General features: G+C 69.1%; 12 protein-coding genes. 6 read left to right on the top strand and 6 right to left on the bottom strand.

Features of this window, described 5'->3' with window-relative positions; genetic code table 11:
• Position 1: 1 nt before the first annotated feature.
• The 3 genes from W7U_RS02955 to W7U_RS02945 are packed head-to-tail and all read right to left on the bottom strand — an operon-like array spanning position 2 to position 3,044.
• Positions 2-1,033: an LLM class flavin-dependent oxidoreductase gene (locus tag W7U_RS02955; protein WP_008254695.1), complete on the bottom strand. Its 1,032-nt coding sequence runs from the start codon at positions 1,031-1,033 to the stop codon at positions 2-4.
• A 47-nt stretch (positions 1,034-1,080) separates the two neighbouring features.
• Positions 1,081-2,211 carry an FAD-binding protein gene (locus tag W7U_RS02950; RefSeq protein WP_008254693.1) on the bottom strand — a complete coding sequence of 377 codons (1,131 nt, stop codon included), beginning with the start codon at positions 2,209-2,211 and terminating at the stop codon, positions 1,081-1,083.
• Positions 2,208-3,044, bottom strand: coding sequence for a uracil-DNA glycosylase (locus tag W7U_RS02945; protein WP_014379570.1), 837 nt, complete (start codon positions 3,042-3,044; stop codon positions 2,208-2,210). The genes W7U_RS02950 and W7U_RS02945 overlap by 4 nt, the downstream gene beginning before the upstream one ends.
• 65 nt (positions 3,045-3,109) lie before the next feature.
• Between W7U_RS02945 and W7U_RS02940 the strand changes: the two genes are divergently transcribed.
• The 3 genes from W7U_RS02940 to W7U_RS02930 all read left to right on the top strand — a co-directional run bounded on the left by W7U_RS02940 (position 3,110) and on the right by W7U_RS02930 (position 6,414).
• Positions 3,110-4,477 carry an FAD-linked oxidase C-terminal domain-containing protein gene (locus W7U_RS02940; protein ID WP_008254690.1) on the top strand — a complete coding sequence of 456 codons (1,368 nt, stop codon included), beginning with the start codon at positions 3,110-3,112 and terminating at the stop codon, positions 4,475-4,477.
• A gap of 114 nt (positions 4,478-4,591) precedes the next feature.
• On the top strand, positions 4,592-5,833 hold the full coding sequence (locus tag W7U_RS02935) for a cytochrome P450 (protein WP_008254689.1): 1,242 nt from the start codon (positions 4,592-4,594) through the stop codon (positions 5,831-5,833).
• Positions 5,833-6,414: a TetR/AcrR family transcriptional regulator gene (locus W7U_RS02930; RefSeq protein ID WP_008254688.1), complete on the top strand. Its 582-nt coding sequence runs from the start codon at positions 5,833-5,835 to the stop codon at positions 6,412-6,414. The genes W7U_RS02935 and W7U_RS02930 overlap by 1 nt, the downstream gene beginning before the upstream one ends.
• 117 nt (positions 6,415-6,531) lie before the next feature.
• Here W7U_RS02930 and W7U_RS02925 read toward each other — a convergent pair whose 3' ends face one another.
• Both W7U_RS02925 and W7U_RS02920 read right to left on the bottom strand, forming a co-directional pair.
• Entirely contained in the window at positions 6,532-7,671 is a 1,140-nt protein-coding gene (locus W7U_RS02925) for an acyltransferase (protein WP_008254687.1), read from the bottom strand.
• Positions 7,668-9,371 (bottom strand): DEAD/DEAH box helicase, encoded by a 1,704-nt coding sequence (locus tag W7U_RS02920; protein WP_008254685.1) that lies wholly within the window; start codon positions 9,369-9,371, stop codon positions 7,668-7,670. The genes W7U_RS02925 and W7U_RS02920 overlap by 4 nt, the downstream gene beginning before the upstream one ends.
• Positions 9,372-9,470: 99 nt before the next feature.
• Here W7U_RS02920 and W7U_RS02915 point away from each other — a divergent pair, with 99 nt between their 5' ends.
• Positions 9,471-10,073 (top strand): LppP/LprE family lipoprotein, encoded by a 603-nt coding sequence (locus tag W7U_RS02915; protein WP_036429163.1) that lies wholly within the window; start codon positions 9,471-9,473, stop codon positions 10,071-10,073.
• Positions 10,074-10,133: 60 nt separating this feature from the next.
• Positions 10,134-13,556, top strand: coding sequence for a TM0106 family RecB-like putative nuclease (locus W7U_RS02910; RefSeq protein WP_008254681.1), 3,423 nt, complete (start codon positions 10,134-10,136; stop codon positions 13,554-13,556).
• 5 nt (positions 13,557-13,561) lie between these two features.
• Here the strand turns inward: W7U_RS02910 and W7U_RS02905 are convergent, their stop codons facing one another.
• Positions 13,562-15,574, bottom strand: coding sequence for an MFS transporter (locus W7U_RS02905; protein ID WP_170320557.1), 2,013 nt, complete (start codon positions 15,572-15,574; stop codon positions 13,562-13,564).
• Positions 15,575-15,847: 273 nt separating this feature from the next.
• On the opposite strand from W7U_RS02905, the gene W7U_RS02900 reads away from it, so the two are divergent.
• The gene (locus W7U_RS02900) at positions 15,848-16,627 is read left to right on the top strand and encodes a hypothetical protein (RefSeq protein WP_029385054.1); all 780 of its coding nucleotides are present in this window, start codon (positions 15,848-15,850) and stop codon (positions 16,625-16,627) included.
• Positions 16,628-16,845 lie beyond the last annotated feature (218 nt).

Raw genomic sequence — 16,845 nt, 5'->3', positions numbered from 1 at the left:
CTCAGAACAGCTCTTTGGCCAACAACTCCAGCGTCGCGACGCGCGCCGGTGCGGCGGCGGGGTCGGTGCCGCGGCGGGCCGAGGCCACCGGGTTCACCATCACCTCGTCGACGCCGAAGTGTTCGGCGAGCGCGCGGATCTGCTCGGCGGCCTCCGCCGGCGTCCCCAGGACGGCGCGTCGCAGACCACTGTCGACGATCGCCTGCTGCTGTCCGGTCAACGCGGCCACCGCCGCATCCTCCACCAGCGGCACCGGCCCGAGCGGCTGCCCGGTCCGCAGCCTGGCCATCATCTGCAGGTTGGGCAGCATCAACGCCGTTGCCTCCTGCTGGGTTTCGGCCACCGCGGCGTTGACCGTCAGAAACGTCCGCGGCTCAGCGGCAAACGCGCTGGGCGTGAATCGGGCGCGGTACACCTCGAGCGCCTCTTCGGTTCCCTTGCCGGAGAAGTGATGTGCGAACACGTACGGCAGCCCCTTGGCGGCGGCCAAATGCGCCGAATACATCGACGAACCCAGCAGCCACAGCCGCGGTTCGGTCGCGGCGGCCGGGGTGGCTTTGAGCGTGTAGTCGCCCGAGCGCAGCGGAACCCGCACGCCGCGCGCGCTCATCAGCGCCGCCACGTCGTCGAGGTATTCGGGGAAGTTCTCGATGTCCCGGCCGTCCTGCCCGCCCCGCAGCGCGTAGGAGGTCACGGGGTCGGATCCCGGCGCCCGGCCGATGCCGAGGTCGATGCGTCCGGGGGCGGCCGCTTCCAGCAGCGCGAACTGTTCGGCCACCGCGAGCGGCGCGTGGTTGGGCAGCATCACCCCACCCGAGCCGAGCCGTAGCTGCGAGGTCTGTGGTGCCAGATAGGCGAGGACCACCGGCGGGCTGGTGGCACCGACGGAAGGCATGTTGTGGTGCTCGGCGACCCAGTAGCGGGTAAAACCCAACCGATCCGCGGCCTGCGCCAGCTGCACGGTGGCCGCCAGGGCGTCGCCGGTCGTCTGGTCGGTGCGCACCGGGATGAGATCAAGGACGGAAAGACGCACGATGGCGTCAACGTGCGCGGGCCGGCAAACGTTCCCGAACCCCGGCCCTAGTAGTCCTTGAGGGTGATCGAGGAGACGATGCGGTCGAACACCTCCTGCGGTATCGGTGCGCCGCCGGGAATGTTGTCCACGACCAGCCATTGATTGCGCTGCACGTAGTCGGCGAATTCGCGGTGGTAGTTGGCGAATCCGCGCTCGTGGTCGGCGGTCCCGTCCGAGGTGGCGGACTTAAGCTCGCCGGCGAGGATGTAGGCGCCCAGCAGCGCGACGCTGGTGCCCTGTCCTGACAGCGGCGAGCAGCAGTACCCGGCGTCCCCGACCAGTACCACGCGGCCGTGCGACCAGCGGTCCATCTTGATCTGCGACATCTCGTCGAAGTAGAAGTCCGGTGCGGTCCGCATGTACTCCAGCAGTTGGGGGCGAACCCATCCTTCCCCGGCCATCCGCCGCTCCAGCTCGGCGAACTGGGCTTCGGTGTCGCGGTAGTCGATCCGCAGCTCCGGGTCCATGAAACCCAACATGGCCCGGGCCTCGGCGTTGTGACGCGCGCTGTAGATCCCCGCCATGGTGGAGTCGCCGTAGTGCCACATCTGCCAGTGGTCCAGGTCCAAGAAATTGGGCACGGTGAAGATCGCCGCGTGCGTGCCCAGCCGTTCGATGAAATCCTCCTCCGGCCCGAACACCAATCGCCGCACGTTGGAATGCAATCCGTCGGCGCCGACGACGAGGTCGAATTCCCGTGGTGCGGCACGCTCGAAGGTGACGCGAACGGCCGCACCATCGGCCTCCAACGCGGTGATGGTGTCGTCGAATAGGTAATCGGTCGTCCATTGGCTTGCGCCGTAAAGCAATTCGACCAAGTCGTCGCGCAGCAGTTCGATGTCGGGGCTGTCGATGCGCCCGCCGGTGGGTGTCGATTCGGTGTCGCGCGACAGTTCATTGCCGTCACGGTCGACCACGGAGGAGCCGCGGATTTGCGTCTTGCGCTTCTCGGCGGCGGCCAGCAGCCCCATGCGGTCGAGCACGGTCAGCGCCGGGCCGCGAACGTCGATCGCCTGGCCGCCCGGCCGCGGCCCGGTATGGCGCTCCACCACGGTCACCGAATGGCCGTGCCGCCCAAGCCAAAACGCGGCCGCCGTGCCCGCCACGCTGGCGCCGGAAACGAGAATCTCGCTCACTTGATCCCTGCCAGTTCTTTCGCGTCGCGGAAGATGTCGTCGAGCATTGCCGGTGTCAACCTACCGGTGAACATGTTTTGCTGGCTCGGGTGGTAGCAGCCGAGCAACCGCACCCCGGGGGCGAGGTCGGCAACGGCGCCGTGGCCGAACCGGGGCTTGGGTCTCGCGGCTCTACCGGAGGTGCCCGGCAGTCGCAGCGCGATCTGCCAGCCGAATCCGCCGAGGGCCACGACCACGCGGACGTGGTCGGCCACCAGCTGCCATTCGGCCTGCAGCCAGGGCCAGCAGGTGTCCCGCTCGGCGGGGGTCGGGGCGTTGGCCGGAGGCGCACACCGCACCGGCGCGACGATGCGAATCTGGTTGGTCCGCAACCCATCCGCGGCGTCGACGCTGGTCGGTTGGTTCACCAGGCCGGCCCGGTACAGCGCCGCGTACAACTGGTCGCCCGAGCGGTCGCCGGTGAACATCCGGCCGGTGCGGTTGGCGCCGTGGGCGGCGGGCGCCAGCCCGACGATGAGCAGCCGCGGCCGCGCCGCTCCCCAGCTGGGTACGGGCCGGCCCCAATACGGTTGGTCGGCGAAGGCCCGCCGTTTGACCCTCGCCACCTCCTCGCGCCAGTCGACCAGCCGCGGACAGGCCCGGCACACGCTGACCAGGGCGTCGAGCTCGGGGATCGAGGTGGCCTGTTCCGCGAGGGCGACGACCCGAGCGGCATCGGCCGCCACCGGGGTCTGCGGCGTGGCCGGGTCACCCGGCCATCCGGTGCCCGCGCCAACCGGAGAGTCGAACGGCTGGCCGGTACGCGGGTGGTCGAGCACATGAACATCCTGCATTCAGTGGCCACGTCGTGCAGACCCGGGCACCGTCCGGGGCCGCGACACGGGCTTACTATCGGGCCGTGAGCTCTGACGCCCTGGCCAGCCTGATCGCCGACCTGCCCGACGGGATGGTCGTCACCGATCCCACCGTGACCGAGGGCTATCGCCAAGACCGCGCGTTCGACCCGTCGGCCGGCAAACCGCTGGCCGTGGTGCGACCGCGGCGCACCGAAGAGGTGCAGACCGTGCTGCGCTGGGCCACCGCTAATCGGGTGCCCGTCGTGCCCCGGGGCGCCGGGAGCGGCCTGTCCGGCGGGGCGACCGCCCTGGACAACTGCATCGTGCTCTCGACCGAGAAGATGCGAGACATCTCGGTCGACCCGGTGACGCGGACCGCCGTATGCCAGCCCGGGCTGTTCAACGCCGAGGTGAAAAAGGCCGCAGCCGAACACGGCCTGTGGTATCCGCCGGATCCGTCCTCGTTCGAGATCTGCAGCATCGGCGGCAACATCGCCACCAACGCCGGGGGGCTGTGCTGCGTGAAGTACGGCGTCACCACCGACTATGTGCTGGGCATGCAGGTGGTGCTGGCCGACGGGACCGCGGTCCGGCTGGGCGGGCCGCGGCTCAAGGACGTCGCGGGCCTGTCGCTGACCAAACTCTTCGTCGGCAGCGAAGGCACGCTGGGCGTCGTCACGGAGGTGACGCTGCGGCTGGTACCCAAGCAGAACGCGTCCAGCGTCGTCGTCGCCACCTTCGCCTCGGTGCAGGACGCGGTCGACGCGGTGCTCGGGGTCACCGCCCGGCTTCGCCCCTCGATGCTGGAGTTCATGGACTCGGTGGCGATCAACGCCGTCGAGGACACCCTGCGCATGGACCTGGACCGCGGGGCGGCGGCCATGCTGGTGGCCGGGTCCGACGAGCGCGGCCGCGCCGGTAGCGAGGACGCCGAGATCATGGCCAAGGTCTTGGCGGAAAACGCTGCGACGGAAGTATTTTCGACCGACGATCCCGACGAGGGCGAAGCATTCGTCGTCGCGCGGCGGTTTTGCATCCCGGCCGTCGAAGCCAAGGGATCGCTGTTGCTCGAGGACGTCGGCGTGCCGCTTCCGGCGCTGGGCCGGCTGGTCACCGGGATCGCCGGCATCGCCGCCGAACGCGACCTGATGATCTCGGTGATCGCCCACGCCGGCGACGGCAACACCCACCCGTTGATCGTCTACGACCCCGCCGATGCCGACATGACCGAACGCGCCCACCTGGCATTCGGCGAGATCATGGACCTGGCCGTCGGTCTCGGCGGCACGATCACCGGCGAGCACGGGGTGGGCCGGTTGAAGCGGCCCTGGCTGGCTGGCTATCTCGGGCCCGAGGTGATGGACCTCAACCGGCGCATCAAGCAGGCGTTGGATCCGAAGGGCATCCTCAACCCCGGGTCGGGCATTTAGTTCTGGCTGCTGAGCGCCCGGCTGGCCGGGAAATCGATGTCGACTGCCCGGCTGGCCGAGCACTGGCGTCGCCGGGCGGTTGACATATCTCGGCTGCTGTCGTACGAATAAGACATGGCTGCTGTTATGTCTCAGAACGCACCGGTCGCCTTCCAGCTCGCGACCGCCGCCACCTGGTCGAACCCGTGGCCGATGTACCGCGCGCTGCGCGACCACGACCCCGTGCACCACGTCGTTCCGGCGAATTCTCCCGAGCATGACTACTACGTGTTGTCGCGGCACGCCGACGTGTGGGCGGCGGCCCGCGACCACGAAACCTTCTCCTCGGCAAAGGGCCTGACCGTCAACTATGACGATCTGGAACTGATTGGCCTGCAAGACAATCCACCGTTCGTGATGCAGGATCCACCGGTGCACACCCAGTTCCGCAAGCTGGTGTCGCGCGGGTTCACGCCGCGGCAGGTCGAGGCGGTGGAACCCAAGGTGCGGGAATTCGTCGTCGAGCGCATCGAGGGGTTGCGCGCGGCCGGCGGCGGTGACATCGTCACCGAGCTGTTCAAACCGCTGCCGTCGATGGTGGTCGCGCATTATCTCGGTGTGCCCGAAGAGGACTGGGTGCAGTTCGACGGCTGGACCCAGGCGATCGTCGCGGCCAACACCGCCGAGGGCGGCGTCGCGGGGGCACTGGAGACCGTCGGCGACGCGGTCGGGTCGATGATGGCCTACTTCACCGGCCTGATCGAACGTCGTCGCACCGACCCCGAGGACGACACGATCTCCCACCTGGTGACCGCGGGGGTGGGCGCCGACGGTGACGTCGCCGGCACGCTGTCGATCCTGGCGTTCACATTCACGATGGTGACCGGCGGCAACGACACCGTCACCGGCATGCTCGGCGGCTCGATGCCGCTGCTGCACGAGCGTCCCGATCAGCGAAAGTTGTTGGTGGACAACCCCGAATTGATCACCGACGCTGTCGAGGAGCTGCTGCGGATGACCTCACCGGTCCAGGGGTTGGCGCGCACGACCACCCGCGAGGTGACGATCGGCGACACCACCATTCCCGCCGGGCGCAGGGCGCTGCTGCTGTACGGGTCGGCCAACCGCGACGAACGCCAATACGGGCCCGACGCGGCCGAACTCGACGTGACCCGGTGCCCGCGCAACATTTTGACGTTCAGCCACGGCGCGCACCACTGCCTGGGCGCCGCCGCGGCCCGGATGCAGTCCCGGGTGGCGCTCACCGAGCTGCTGGCCCGATGCCCCGACTTCGAGGTCGACGAATCAGGGATCGCCTGGGCCGGGGGCAATTACGTGCGGCGGCCGCTGTCGGTGCCGATTCGAGTGGGGTCCTGATGCCGGGAAACGACTGGCTTTCCGCGCGGCGCAGCGAAGCGGCCGCCGACCGGATACTCGACGCGGCCGAGGAACTCTATACCCAGCGCGACTCGGATTCGATCGGCATGAACGAAATCGCCAGGGCCGCAGGGTGTTCCCGAGCGACGCTGTACCGGTATTTCGAGAATCGCGAGGCATTGCGCACCGCGTACGTGCACCGCGAGACCCACCGGCTCGGCCGCGCCATCCTCGCGCGCACCGGCGGCATCGAGGACCCGCACGAAAGACTGGTCGCGAGCATCCTGGTCACCTTGCAAATGGTGCGCGAGAGTCCCGCGCTGGCGTCGTGGTTCGCCACGACGCGCCCGCCAGTCGGCGGCGAGTTGGCGGGCCAGTCCGACGTGATCGCGGCCCTGGCGGCGGCGTTCCTGAACTCGTTGGGAGCCGATGATCCCGCGGTGGTGGAGCGCCGGGCGCGCTGGGTGGTCCGGGTGATCGTGTCGATGCTGCTGTTCCCGGGCCACGACGAAGCCGACGAGCGGGCGATGATCGAGGAATTCGTCGTGCCGATCGTGGCGCCGGTGTCCGCCCGCGGCTAGGGCCGCCGGATTCGTCGCGCTCCCGGGCCGGAAGCAATGTCCTCAGCGCCCGCCTCCAAGCAACGTCGGCTCGGCGCGCTGAGCAATGCGCTTGTCGCTGGGAGGCGGGCAAAGGCGCTAGTCGCGCACGCGCGTGAATCGGTGCAGCAGCCACGCCAACGGGATCGTCAGCGCCAGCGTCGCGACGAACAGATACAGCATCGGACCGGTGTACACGCGCGCGCCCACCACGTAGTCCATCGCGAATTCCATGGTGATCAGGTGGATCAGGAAGATCTCGTAGGAGATCTCCCCCAGCCATACCATGGGGCGGCTGGCCAACAGCCGCGAATACCATCCGTGATCACCCAGCGCCAATGGCGCCACCGCCAGTGCGGCGATCACCGCGTAAAAACAGGTCTTGAACAACGCCTCGCTCAGCGTCGCCGGGGAGGTGGTGGGCGCGCCGGCGATGGGCGTGGACGCGATGAAATAGCTGATGATCGCCAGCGGGATGGCCACAAACCCGTACGCGCGCACACCCATCTCCTGCAACACCGTGAGCATCATGCCGGCGAGGAACCAGGCCAGGTAGGTGGGCAGCCACAGCCGGGCGCCGTCGGGAAACCAGTGATCGGTGTGCACGAGAACCAACCACGCCGGGCTGATCAACGCCATCCCCGCCAGGGCGCCCAGCACCAGCTTCGGCTGCCATTGCCGCCGGCATATCAACACCAGCAGCAGGTAGGCCAGCAGCGGGAGGATGACGTAGAACGAGGCCTCCACGGCCAGGCTCCACATCTGGGTCAGCCCCTGGTGCAGATACTTGCCCAGGTAGCCGTTGCAGTAGATCTGGGTCAGCGTCAGGTTGCGCGCCAACCCCAGCCACGAGTGCCCGGGGTTGGGCCCCGCCTCGCGGAAGTGGTACAGCACGTAGGCGAACAACACCGTGACGACGTACGCGGGCATGATGCGCCGAACCCGGTGCCACGCATAGCGACTCAGCGACGGCGGCGGGCCGCCGGTTGCGGCGGACTTCACCCACGGACGGAACAGCAGGTAACCGGAGAGCACGAAGAAGATCGGCACCCCGATCTCCATCCGGGAACCGACCAGGCCCCAATAGCCGTGGGTGTATTTGCCGGTGGTGTAGGCCGCGTGGGTGCCGACGACGAGCAGCGCGGCGACGGCGCGGACGCCCGTCAGCGAGGCGACGCGGTCGACGCGCGAGGTCTGCTCGAGCCCGCCCTGGGCGTCCTGTTCTTCGGACAGCGTCATTCGCCGTGTTTCCTGCGCGGTTTCCCGCCGTCCCGGCCGCCGCGGGCCTTGGCTGAGGACCTGTCCGGCTGAAGGTTGATCAACACCCCCGAGATGCGGGTCTGCTCAAGCCTTTTGAACGTCGACTTGGGCAACTTGGCCGGCAGTTCCACCAACGAGAAGTCCGGGCCGATCGCGATGTGGCCGAAGTCGCTGCGATGCAGCCCTCCCTCGTTGGCGATGGCGCCCACGATGGCGCCCGGACCGATCTTGTGGCGCTTGCCCACCGCGATGCGATAGGTGGCGAACGGCCGTGTAGACCTTGGCTTTTCGGGGCGATCGCGGCGTTCGGTGCGCCGCTCGCGACGCTCGGGCGGAGGTTCGGGCGCCATCAGGAATTCCTCGCCGTCGCGGGATTGCAGGGCCAGCGCGGCGGCGATATCGGCCATCGGGGTGTCGTGCTCGCGTTCGTAGTCCTGGACCAGCTTGCGGAACAGGTCGATGCCGGGGGCCCCGAGCGCGGTGGTGATTGAATCGGCGAACTTGGCCACCCGTTGCGCGTTGACGTCCTCGACGGTGGGCAAGGCGGTTTCGGTGAGCGTTTGCCGCGTGGCCTTTTCGATCGCCTTGAGCAGGTGGCGCTCTCGCGGCGACACGAAGAGCAGCGCGGTGCCCGAACGTCCGGCCCTGCCGGTGCGCCCGATCCGGTGCACGTACGACTCGGTGTCGTGCGGGATGTCGTAGTTGAGCACGTGCGAGATCCGCTCCACGTCGAGTCCGCGCGCGGCCACGTCGGTGGCGACCAGGATGTCGATGCTGCCGTCCTTCAAGGCGGCGACGGTCCGCTCGCGCTGGCCCTGCGGGATGTCCCCGTTGATGGCTGCGGCGGAGAAACCTCGCGCCCTTAGCTTTTCGGCGACTTCCTCGGTGGCCTGTTTGGTTCTGACGAAGACGATCATCGCCTCGAACGGCTCGACCTCGAGGACCCGGGTCAGCGCGTCCATCTTGCGGGGACCGGCGACCTGGATGTAGCGCTGCGAAATGTTCTCGGCGGTCGCGGTTTTCGCCTTGGTACTGACCTCGAGCGGGTCGTGCAGGTACTTGGTGGTGAGCTTGCGGATCGCGGGCGGCATCGTCGCGGAGAACAGTGCCACCTGCTTGTATTCCGGGGTCTCCGACAGGATGCGATCGACCTCTTCGGCGAAGCCCATGGTGAGCATCTCGTCGGCCTCGTCGAGCACCAGGTAGTCGACGTGGGACAGGTCCAGCGTCCCCCGTTCGAGGTGGTCGATCACCCGGCCGGGCGTGCCGACCACCACGTGCGCCCCGCGCCGCAGCCCGGCCAACTGCACGCTGTAGGACGAGCCGCCGTAGATCGGCAGCACGTTGATCTTGGGCAGGTGGGCACCGTACCGGCTGAACGCCTCGGCGACCTGCAGGGCCAGTTCCCGGGTCGGGGCGAGCACCAGGGCTTGGGTGGCGGTGCTGGTGACGTCGATCTTGGAAAGGATGGGGATGGCGAACGCGGCGGTCTTGCCGGTGCCGGTCTGCGCCAGCCCGACCACGTCGGAGCCCGCCATCAGCGCCGGGATCGTCGCGGCCTGGATGCCGGTGGGTGATTCGTAGCCGACGTCGGCAACCGCCCGCAGCACCGAGGGGTGGATCTGCAGGTCGGCAAACGTCGTAGAGGCAGCCCCGGTCGAGCTGTCTGAGAGGGTCATCGCCCAAGAAGTCTAGTGGTGACCGGCTGTCCGGCGGTCCGCGTGATCATCAGCACAGCCGAGCGGGCCTCGGCCACGCCTGCCACACCCGCGGCGCCGATGACGGTACGGTGCGTCGATGTGTGGTCGCTACCGTGTCGTACCGAGCCACTGACCTGCTCGGCCGCTGTTGCATTGATCGCCGCCACGTTGACCGGCTGCGGTTCAGGAGATTCCACAGTCGCAAAGACACCGCAGGCAAGGACTTCTGAGACCCCGTCGATCACGGCCCCGGCCACGCCATTGCCGGCCGCCCAGCCCGGCAACGCGCCACCGGCCGATCCATGCGCGGTCAACCTCGCCTCGCCCACCATCGCGAAGGTGGTGTCCGAACTGCCACGCGACCCGCGCAGCCAGCAGCCGTGGAATCCCGAGCCGCTGGCCGGCAACTACAACCAGTGCGCGCAGCTGTCGGCGGTGATCATCAAGGCCAACACCAATGCGGTCAGCCCCACCACCCGCGCGGTGCTGTTCCACCTCGGCCAATTCATCCCGCAGGGCGTCCCCGACACCTACGGCTTCAGCGGCATCGACCCGGCGCAAACCACGGGCGACACGGTGGCGCTGACCTATCCGGGCGGGATCCAGGGCCTCAACACCCACGTGAAGTTTCATTGGAACGGCAACGCCGTCGAACTGATCGGCAATACGCCCGCGCATTGATCCCGGGCACGCCCGCCCGGCGCGACCATCGTGTCGGAGCCCTGTCCTACAGTGGCTCCAGTGTTCGTGACCGGCGACAGCATCGTTTACAGCGCGTCGGACCTTGCCGCCGCCGCCCGCTGCGAATTCGCGCTGCTGCGGGACTTCGACGCCAAACTCGGCCGCGGGCCGGCGACCGCGATCGAGGACGAACTGCTCACGCGGACAGCCACCCTCGGCGACGAGCATGAGCGGCGCGAGCTCGCCCGATTGCGCGAGCGATTCGGCGATGCCGTCGCGGTCATCGGCCGCCCGGCCTACACACCCGCCGGGCTGGCGGCGGCCACCGACGCGACGCTGCGCGCCGTCGCCGACCACGCCCCCGCGGTGTATCAGGCCGCGATGTTCGACGGCCGCTTCCTCGGATTCGCCGACTTTCTGGTCCGCGACGGCGAGCAGTATCGGGTTGTCGACACCAAGCTGGCCCACTCCGAAAAGGTGACCGCGCTGTTGCAACTGGCCGCCTACGCCGACGTGCTGGCGGCCTCGGGTGTGCCCGTCGCGCCCGAGGCCGAACTGCGGCTCGGCGACGGGACGGCCGTGCGGCACCGCGTCAGCGACCTGGTCCCGGTCTACCGATTGCAGCGGGTGCGGCTGCAGCGGCTGCTCGACGACCACCATGCGAGCGGCGCCGCGGTGCGGTGGGACGACGAAAGCGTGGCCGCCTGTTTTCATTGCCCGTCGTGCATCGAGCAGCTGCGCGCCGCCGACGACGTGCTGTTGGTCGCCGGCCTGCGGGTAAGCCAGCGGGACAAGCTGTTCAAGGCCGGCATCACCACCGTCACCGAACTTGCCGCCCACAGCGGGCCGGTTCCCGAGCTGGCCGCGGGTGTCGTCACCGCCTTGACCACCCAGGCGAAACTGCAAGTGCGCCAACGCGATACGGGCGTTCCGCAGGTCCAGGTCATCGACACGCAGCCGCTGGCGCTGCTCCCCGAGCCGGACCCCGGTGATTTGTTCTTCGACTTCGAAGGCGACCCGCTGTGGACCGCCGACGGCCGCGAGTGGGGCCTGGAATATCTGTTCGGCGTCTTGGAGGCCGGGCCTACGGGCCGGTTTCGCCCGCTGTGGGCGCACAACCGGGCAGACGAACGCAAGGCGCTGACCGATTTCTTGACGATGGTGGCCAAGCGCCGCAGGCGCCGCCCCAACATGCACATCTACCACTACGCGCCCTACGAGAAGACCGCGTTGCTGCGGCTCGCCGGGCGCTACGGCGTCGGCGAGGACGAGGTCGACGAACTGCTGCGCAGCGGCACGCTGGTCGACCTTTATCCGTTGGTGCGCAGGAGCATTCGCGTGGGCGCGGAGTCATTCAGCCTCAAGGCGCTCGAACCGCTCTACATGGGGTCCCGACTGCGCGCGGGCGACGTGACCACGGCGACCGGTTCGATCACCTCCTACGCGCGCTATTGCGAACTGCGCGCGGAGGGCCGCGGCGACGAGGCCGCCTCCGTGCTCAAGGAGATCGAGGACTACAACCACTACGACTGCCGGTCGACACAGGAACTGCGTAACTGGCTGATGTTGCGCGCCTATGAATCCGGTGTCGTACCGATCGGCGCCCAGCCCGTCGGCGACGGCAACACCGTCGAGGACCGCGACGAACTGGCGGTGACCCTGGCGGCGTTCACCGGGGCCGCCGGCATCGACGAGCGCACCCCGGAGCAGACGGCGGTGGCGCTGGTGGCCGCCGCGCACGGCTATCACCGTCGCGAGGACAAGCCCTTCTGGTGGGCGCATTTCGACCGGTTGAACTTCCCGGTCGACGAATGGGCGGACAACACCGACGTTTTCGTCGCCCACGAGGCGTCCGTCAGCGTCGACTGGCACACGCCGCCCCGCGCGCGCAAACCTCAGCGACGGCTCGAGCTGCGCGGCGAGTTGGCGCGCGGCGATCTCAAGAGCGACGTCTTTGCGCTGTACAAACCGCCGGCGCCGCCCGGCATGACCGACAGCCCGGACCGGCGGGCGGCCGGACGGGCCACGGTCGTCGAGGCCGACGACCCGGCGGTGCCCACCACGGTGGTCGTCCTCGAACGAGTCGGCGGCGACGGCAAGCCATTTCACCAGCTGCCCTTCGCGCTGACGCCGGGCCCGCCCATTCCGACCACGGCCCTGCGGGAGTCGATCCAGGCGACCGCGGCCGCGGTCGGCGCCGGGTTGCCGCGCCTGCCCGACAGCGCCATCGTCGACGTCCTGCTGCGCCGCGCGCCCCGCACGCGCAGCGGCGCTGCGCTGCCGCGCGGCGGCGGCACCTCGAACATCACAGCCGACATCACCGCCGCGCTGCTCGATCTGGATTCGTCGTACCTGGCGGTGCACGGGCCGCCCGGCACCGGCAAGACGCATACGGCCGCGCGGGTGATCCAGCACCTGGTCACCCAGCACCGCTGGCGCGTCGGTGTCGTCGCGCAATCGCACGCCACGGTGGAAAACCTGTTGGACTGCGTGATCGATGCCGGCCTGGATCCGCACCGCGTCGCGAAGAAGCGTTACGACCACCAGGCTCCGCGCTGGCAGGAGATCGACGGCGGCGCGTACGCGGCCTTCCTCGCCGATACGCCGGGCTGTGTGATCGGCGGCACCGCATGGGATTTCGCCAACGCCAACCGGATACCGCCGGGGAGTTTGGATCTTCTGGTGATCGACGAGGCCGGCCAATTCTGTCTGGCCAATACCATCGCCGTGGCCCCGGCCGCCGCGAACCTGCTGCTGCTCGGAGACCCTCAGCAGTTGCCGCAAGTCAGCCAGGGCACCCATCCCGAGCCGGTGGACACCTCGGCGCTGGACTGGCTGGTCGACGGACGGCGCACCCTGCCCGACGAACGTGGCTACTTCCTGGACCTCTCCTACCGGATGCACCCGGCCGTCTGCGCCGCGGTCTCGGCGCTGTCCTACGAGGGCAGGCTGCGCTCCCACGAATGCACCGCCGCCCGCCGCCTGGACGGGCATCGGCCGGGCGTGCAGCTGCTTTCGGTTGAGCACCAGGGCAATTCGACCGAAAGTCCCGAGGAGGCCGACGCGATCGCCGCCGAGATCGGGCGACTGCTCGGCGCGTCGTGGACCGATGAGCACGGCCGCCGGGCGTTGACGGCCGCCGATGTGCTGGTGCTGGCGCCCTACAACGCCCAGGTGGCACTGCTGCGTCGCCGGTTGAGCTCCGCCGGGCTCGGCGGGGTGCGGGTGGGGACCGTCGACAAGTTCCAGGGCGGACAGGCGCCCATGGTGTTCATCTCGATGACGGTGTCCTCCATGGACGTGGTACCGCGCGGAATCTCCTTCCTGCTCAACAGGAATCGACTCAACGTGGCGGTCAGCCGGGCCCAATATGCAGCGGTGATCGCGCGGTCGCCGTCGTTGACGGAGTACCTGCCCGCCACACCCGCGGGGCTGATCGATCTGGGCGCGTTCTTGGCGCTCACCCAACCCGATCTGCGCTGAGGCGCCTAATTGCCCGACGAGTGCCGGCCGTGACCGGTGGGATCGTCGTCGGGATCGGGGCGGTGGTGCTGGCCCCGCAGCGGGTCGCCGTCGGTGAAGTGGTGGCCCGACGGACCCCGGTGGGGGCGGCGCGGCGGTCGGGTGAGCCGGTCGACCGGCGGGCTGGGCTTGACCGAGCGCCGCACCGGCACCTGACGGAGGCGCTTTCCGCTGTCCAGATGAGACCCGTTGTGGGCAAATCCAATTGGCTGTGCCCGCGCAACCGGCTCGTCGAACACACGGTGCCACGAATCGTCCGGGCCCCGATGCCGCACCGCGGCGGGTGGCGGGGCCGCCGCATGAGCACGCTCCCCTGACGGCCGGTTGCCGCGCCCGACATCGGGTTCGCGCACGAGGACGAACTCGACGTATTCGTCGTCGTCGTAGTCGTCGTCGACGATGTCATCCTCGTCGGGCCCGAAGGGGTCGCCGCCCCGGCCGGTGCGGGACCAGGGCGCGAAGCCCACCAAGAACAGGGCGGCAATGATCCCGAACAACGCGATGAACGCCGGCAGCAGCACCGACTGCGACATCGCGGCGGCGAACGGTTCGCGCAGAAACCGCGGCAGCTGCAACGTGACGGCGTCCTCGTCGATGCCCCCACCGGCGGGCCGCCGCGGCATCTCGGCGGTGATCCGCCAGGTCATGAACGCGGCCATGCCGGCGCTGCCGAGCACCGCGCCGAGCTGGCGCACGGAGTTGTACACCGCAGAGCCCGCACCGGCCAGGTGCGCCGGCAGGTTGCGCGTCGCGGTCGCCGTCAGCGGCGACCACACGAACGCCATGCCGACGCCCATCGCGAAGAACGGCAAGACCAGCCGCCAGATCGGGGTCGTCGGCGACATGTCGAAGGTCAGCCAGGTCAGCGCGATCGCCAGCACCGAAAAGCCGAAGCCGAGCACCGGCCGGGGATGGTAGTTGTCGACGATCTTGCCGACGAACGGCGCGAACACCCCGTTGGCGATCGCCATCGGCGCGATCAGCAAGGCCGAGCGCGTCGGCGACAGCCCGCAGACGGCTTGGGCGTAGAACGTCAGCGGCAGCATCATGGCCGTCGCGGCGAACGAGACGATGGCCACCCCGACGTTGCACAGGCTGAAGTCGCGGTCACCGAAGATCACCAACGGGATCAGCGGCTCGTGGGGGTTCACCGACTGCCAGAACACGAACACCGTCATGAACCCGAAGCCCGCGACGATCAACGCCCAGATCCACGGCTCCCAATGCGCGGCCTGCCCCTGTTGCAGCCCGAACACGATCAAGAACATGCCCACCCCGGACAGCCCGACCCCGATCAGATCGAACCGGTGTGACTGGGTGGGCAGCACCGGGATCAGCCAGTACGCCAACGCCAGCCCGATCACGCCGACCGGGACGTTGACGAAGAAGATCCACTGCCAGCCCAGCCCGTCGACCAGCACACCGCCGGCCAGCGGGCCCACCAGGCTGGCGGCTCCCGCGGTGGCCCCCCACAGGCTCACCGCGATGCCGCGCCGCTGCGGCGGGAAGATCCGGGTGATCGTCGACAGGGTTTGCGGGGTGAGCACGCCGGCTCCGACACCTTGCGCGACGCGGGCCGCGATCAGCATGGCGGCGCTGCCCGACAGCCCGCACCACACCGAGGAGACGGTGAAGACCACCAGGCCGATCAGGTACAGGTTCTTGGGGCCGAACCGGTCGCCGAGGCGGCCCGCCACGAGCAGCACGACGGCGTAACCCAGCAGGTAGGCGCTGGTCACCCAGACCACGGTGTCGTAGCCGATGTGCAGGTTGGCCATGATGGTCGGGTTTGCGATCGCGACGATGGTCGAGTCGACCATGATCATGAAGAAGCCGATCATCATCGCCCAAAGCGGGTTCCAGGGATTCTGCGAGTGCGGCGAGCTGCGGGTGATGAAATCCCAACGATGGGCGGCCCGCGTCGGCCCGGAACCCGCACGCCGCTCACCCCCGGGCATGCGGGGCGCAGCCGTGGTCATCCACCCCACCTCGTTTCGCTCCCGACGATGCCGTTACGCCGCATCGGCCCGTCCGGTCGATCGGCCTGAACTCCCAGGTCATCGACCGCGCGCGCGGCGAACCGTTCACCACGACGACCGGCCGGCGGCACGGCCGTCGCAGACATCCAGCCTGCATTATTCCCGGCGGCGCAAGAGGGCCGGCAGCCACGGATCCGGTGGGCGTCGATAACGGCGTCAGGATTTGCCGCGGGCACGTTAGCCTGAAAGAACCCCATTTGCAGGAGAGACACTATGCGGGCCCGACGGAACAGGTCGCCGAAGCGGTTATTCACCATGGCCAACGCGGGAGAGGCGCCGACCGGCAAGAACGGTCGGCCCAAGATGTCCGCGCGGGCGTTGGCGCAGGTCATCGAGCGCAGCTCGCGGATACAGGGCCCCGCCGCCGAGGCCTATGTGACCCGGCTGCGCAACGCCGATCCCGATGCCAGCCCGGCCGAGATCCTGGCCAAGCTGCAGAAGCGCTACGTGGCCATGGTGACGGCCGGCGGTGTTGCGGTGGGAGCCGCGGCGACCGTCCCCGGAATCGGCACGTTGAGTGCCCTGTCCGCGGCGGCGGCGGAAACGGTGACGTTCCTCGAGGCCACCGCGTTCTTCGTGTTGGCGGTCGCGGTGGTCCACGACATTCCGGCCGATCACCGGGAACGGCGCCGCGCCCTGGTGCTGGCGGTGCTCGTCGGTGACAACAGCGAGCAAGCCGTCACGCAGTTGATCGGTCCGCGGCGCACCAACGGCGGCTGGATCTCCGAGAGCCTGGCCGCGCTTCCGCTGTCGTCGATGTCGGGACTGAACTCGCGGCTGCTCAAGTCGTGGGTCAGGAAGTACACGGTGCGGAGGGGCGCCCTGTTGTTCGGCAAACTGCTGCCGGTCGGGATCGGGGTCGTGGTGGGAGCGGTCGGCAATTACCTCGCCGGCAAGAAGATGGTCCGCAACGCCAACCGGGCGTTCGGCCCCCCACCCGGGCGCTGGCCCCGCGCGCTGCATCTGGTGCCCCCGATCCACGAAGCCGGCTAGCGGCGATCGCAAGCGCGGCCGGGGCGATCGCCAGCGCGGCGTAGCCGGGCGCAGCGGGTCGCCGCATAGTCCCAGCCGGGCGCGGCGGGTCGCCGCCGTCGGGCTAGCCCCCGCCCCGAGGCCCCCGGTCGCCCTGGCGGATTGGTGGCGAGAGGTTAGCCTTTATAGGGCGGCAGCAATGGGTACCGCCATGGATATGAGGTGCTCGGCGCGCCGGG

Origin of the sequence: Mycobacterium sp. H4Y, from assembly GCF_000364405.1 — a bacterium.
In the GTDB taxonomy this organism is placed as follows: domain Bacteria; phylum Actinomycetota; class Actinomycetes; order Mycobacteriales; family Mycobacteriaceae; genus Mycobacterium; species Mycobacterium intracellulare.
Note: the sequence above shows the minus strand (reverse complement) of the source record. Positions and strands in the feature narration are given on the sequence as shown.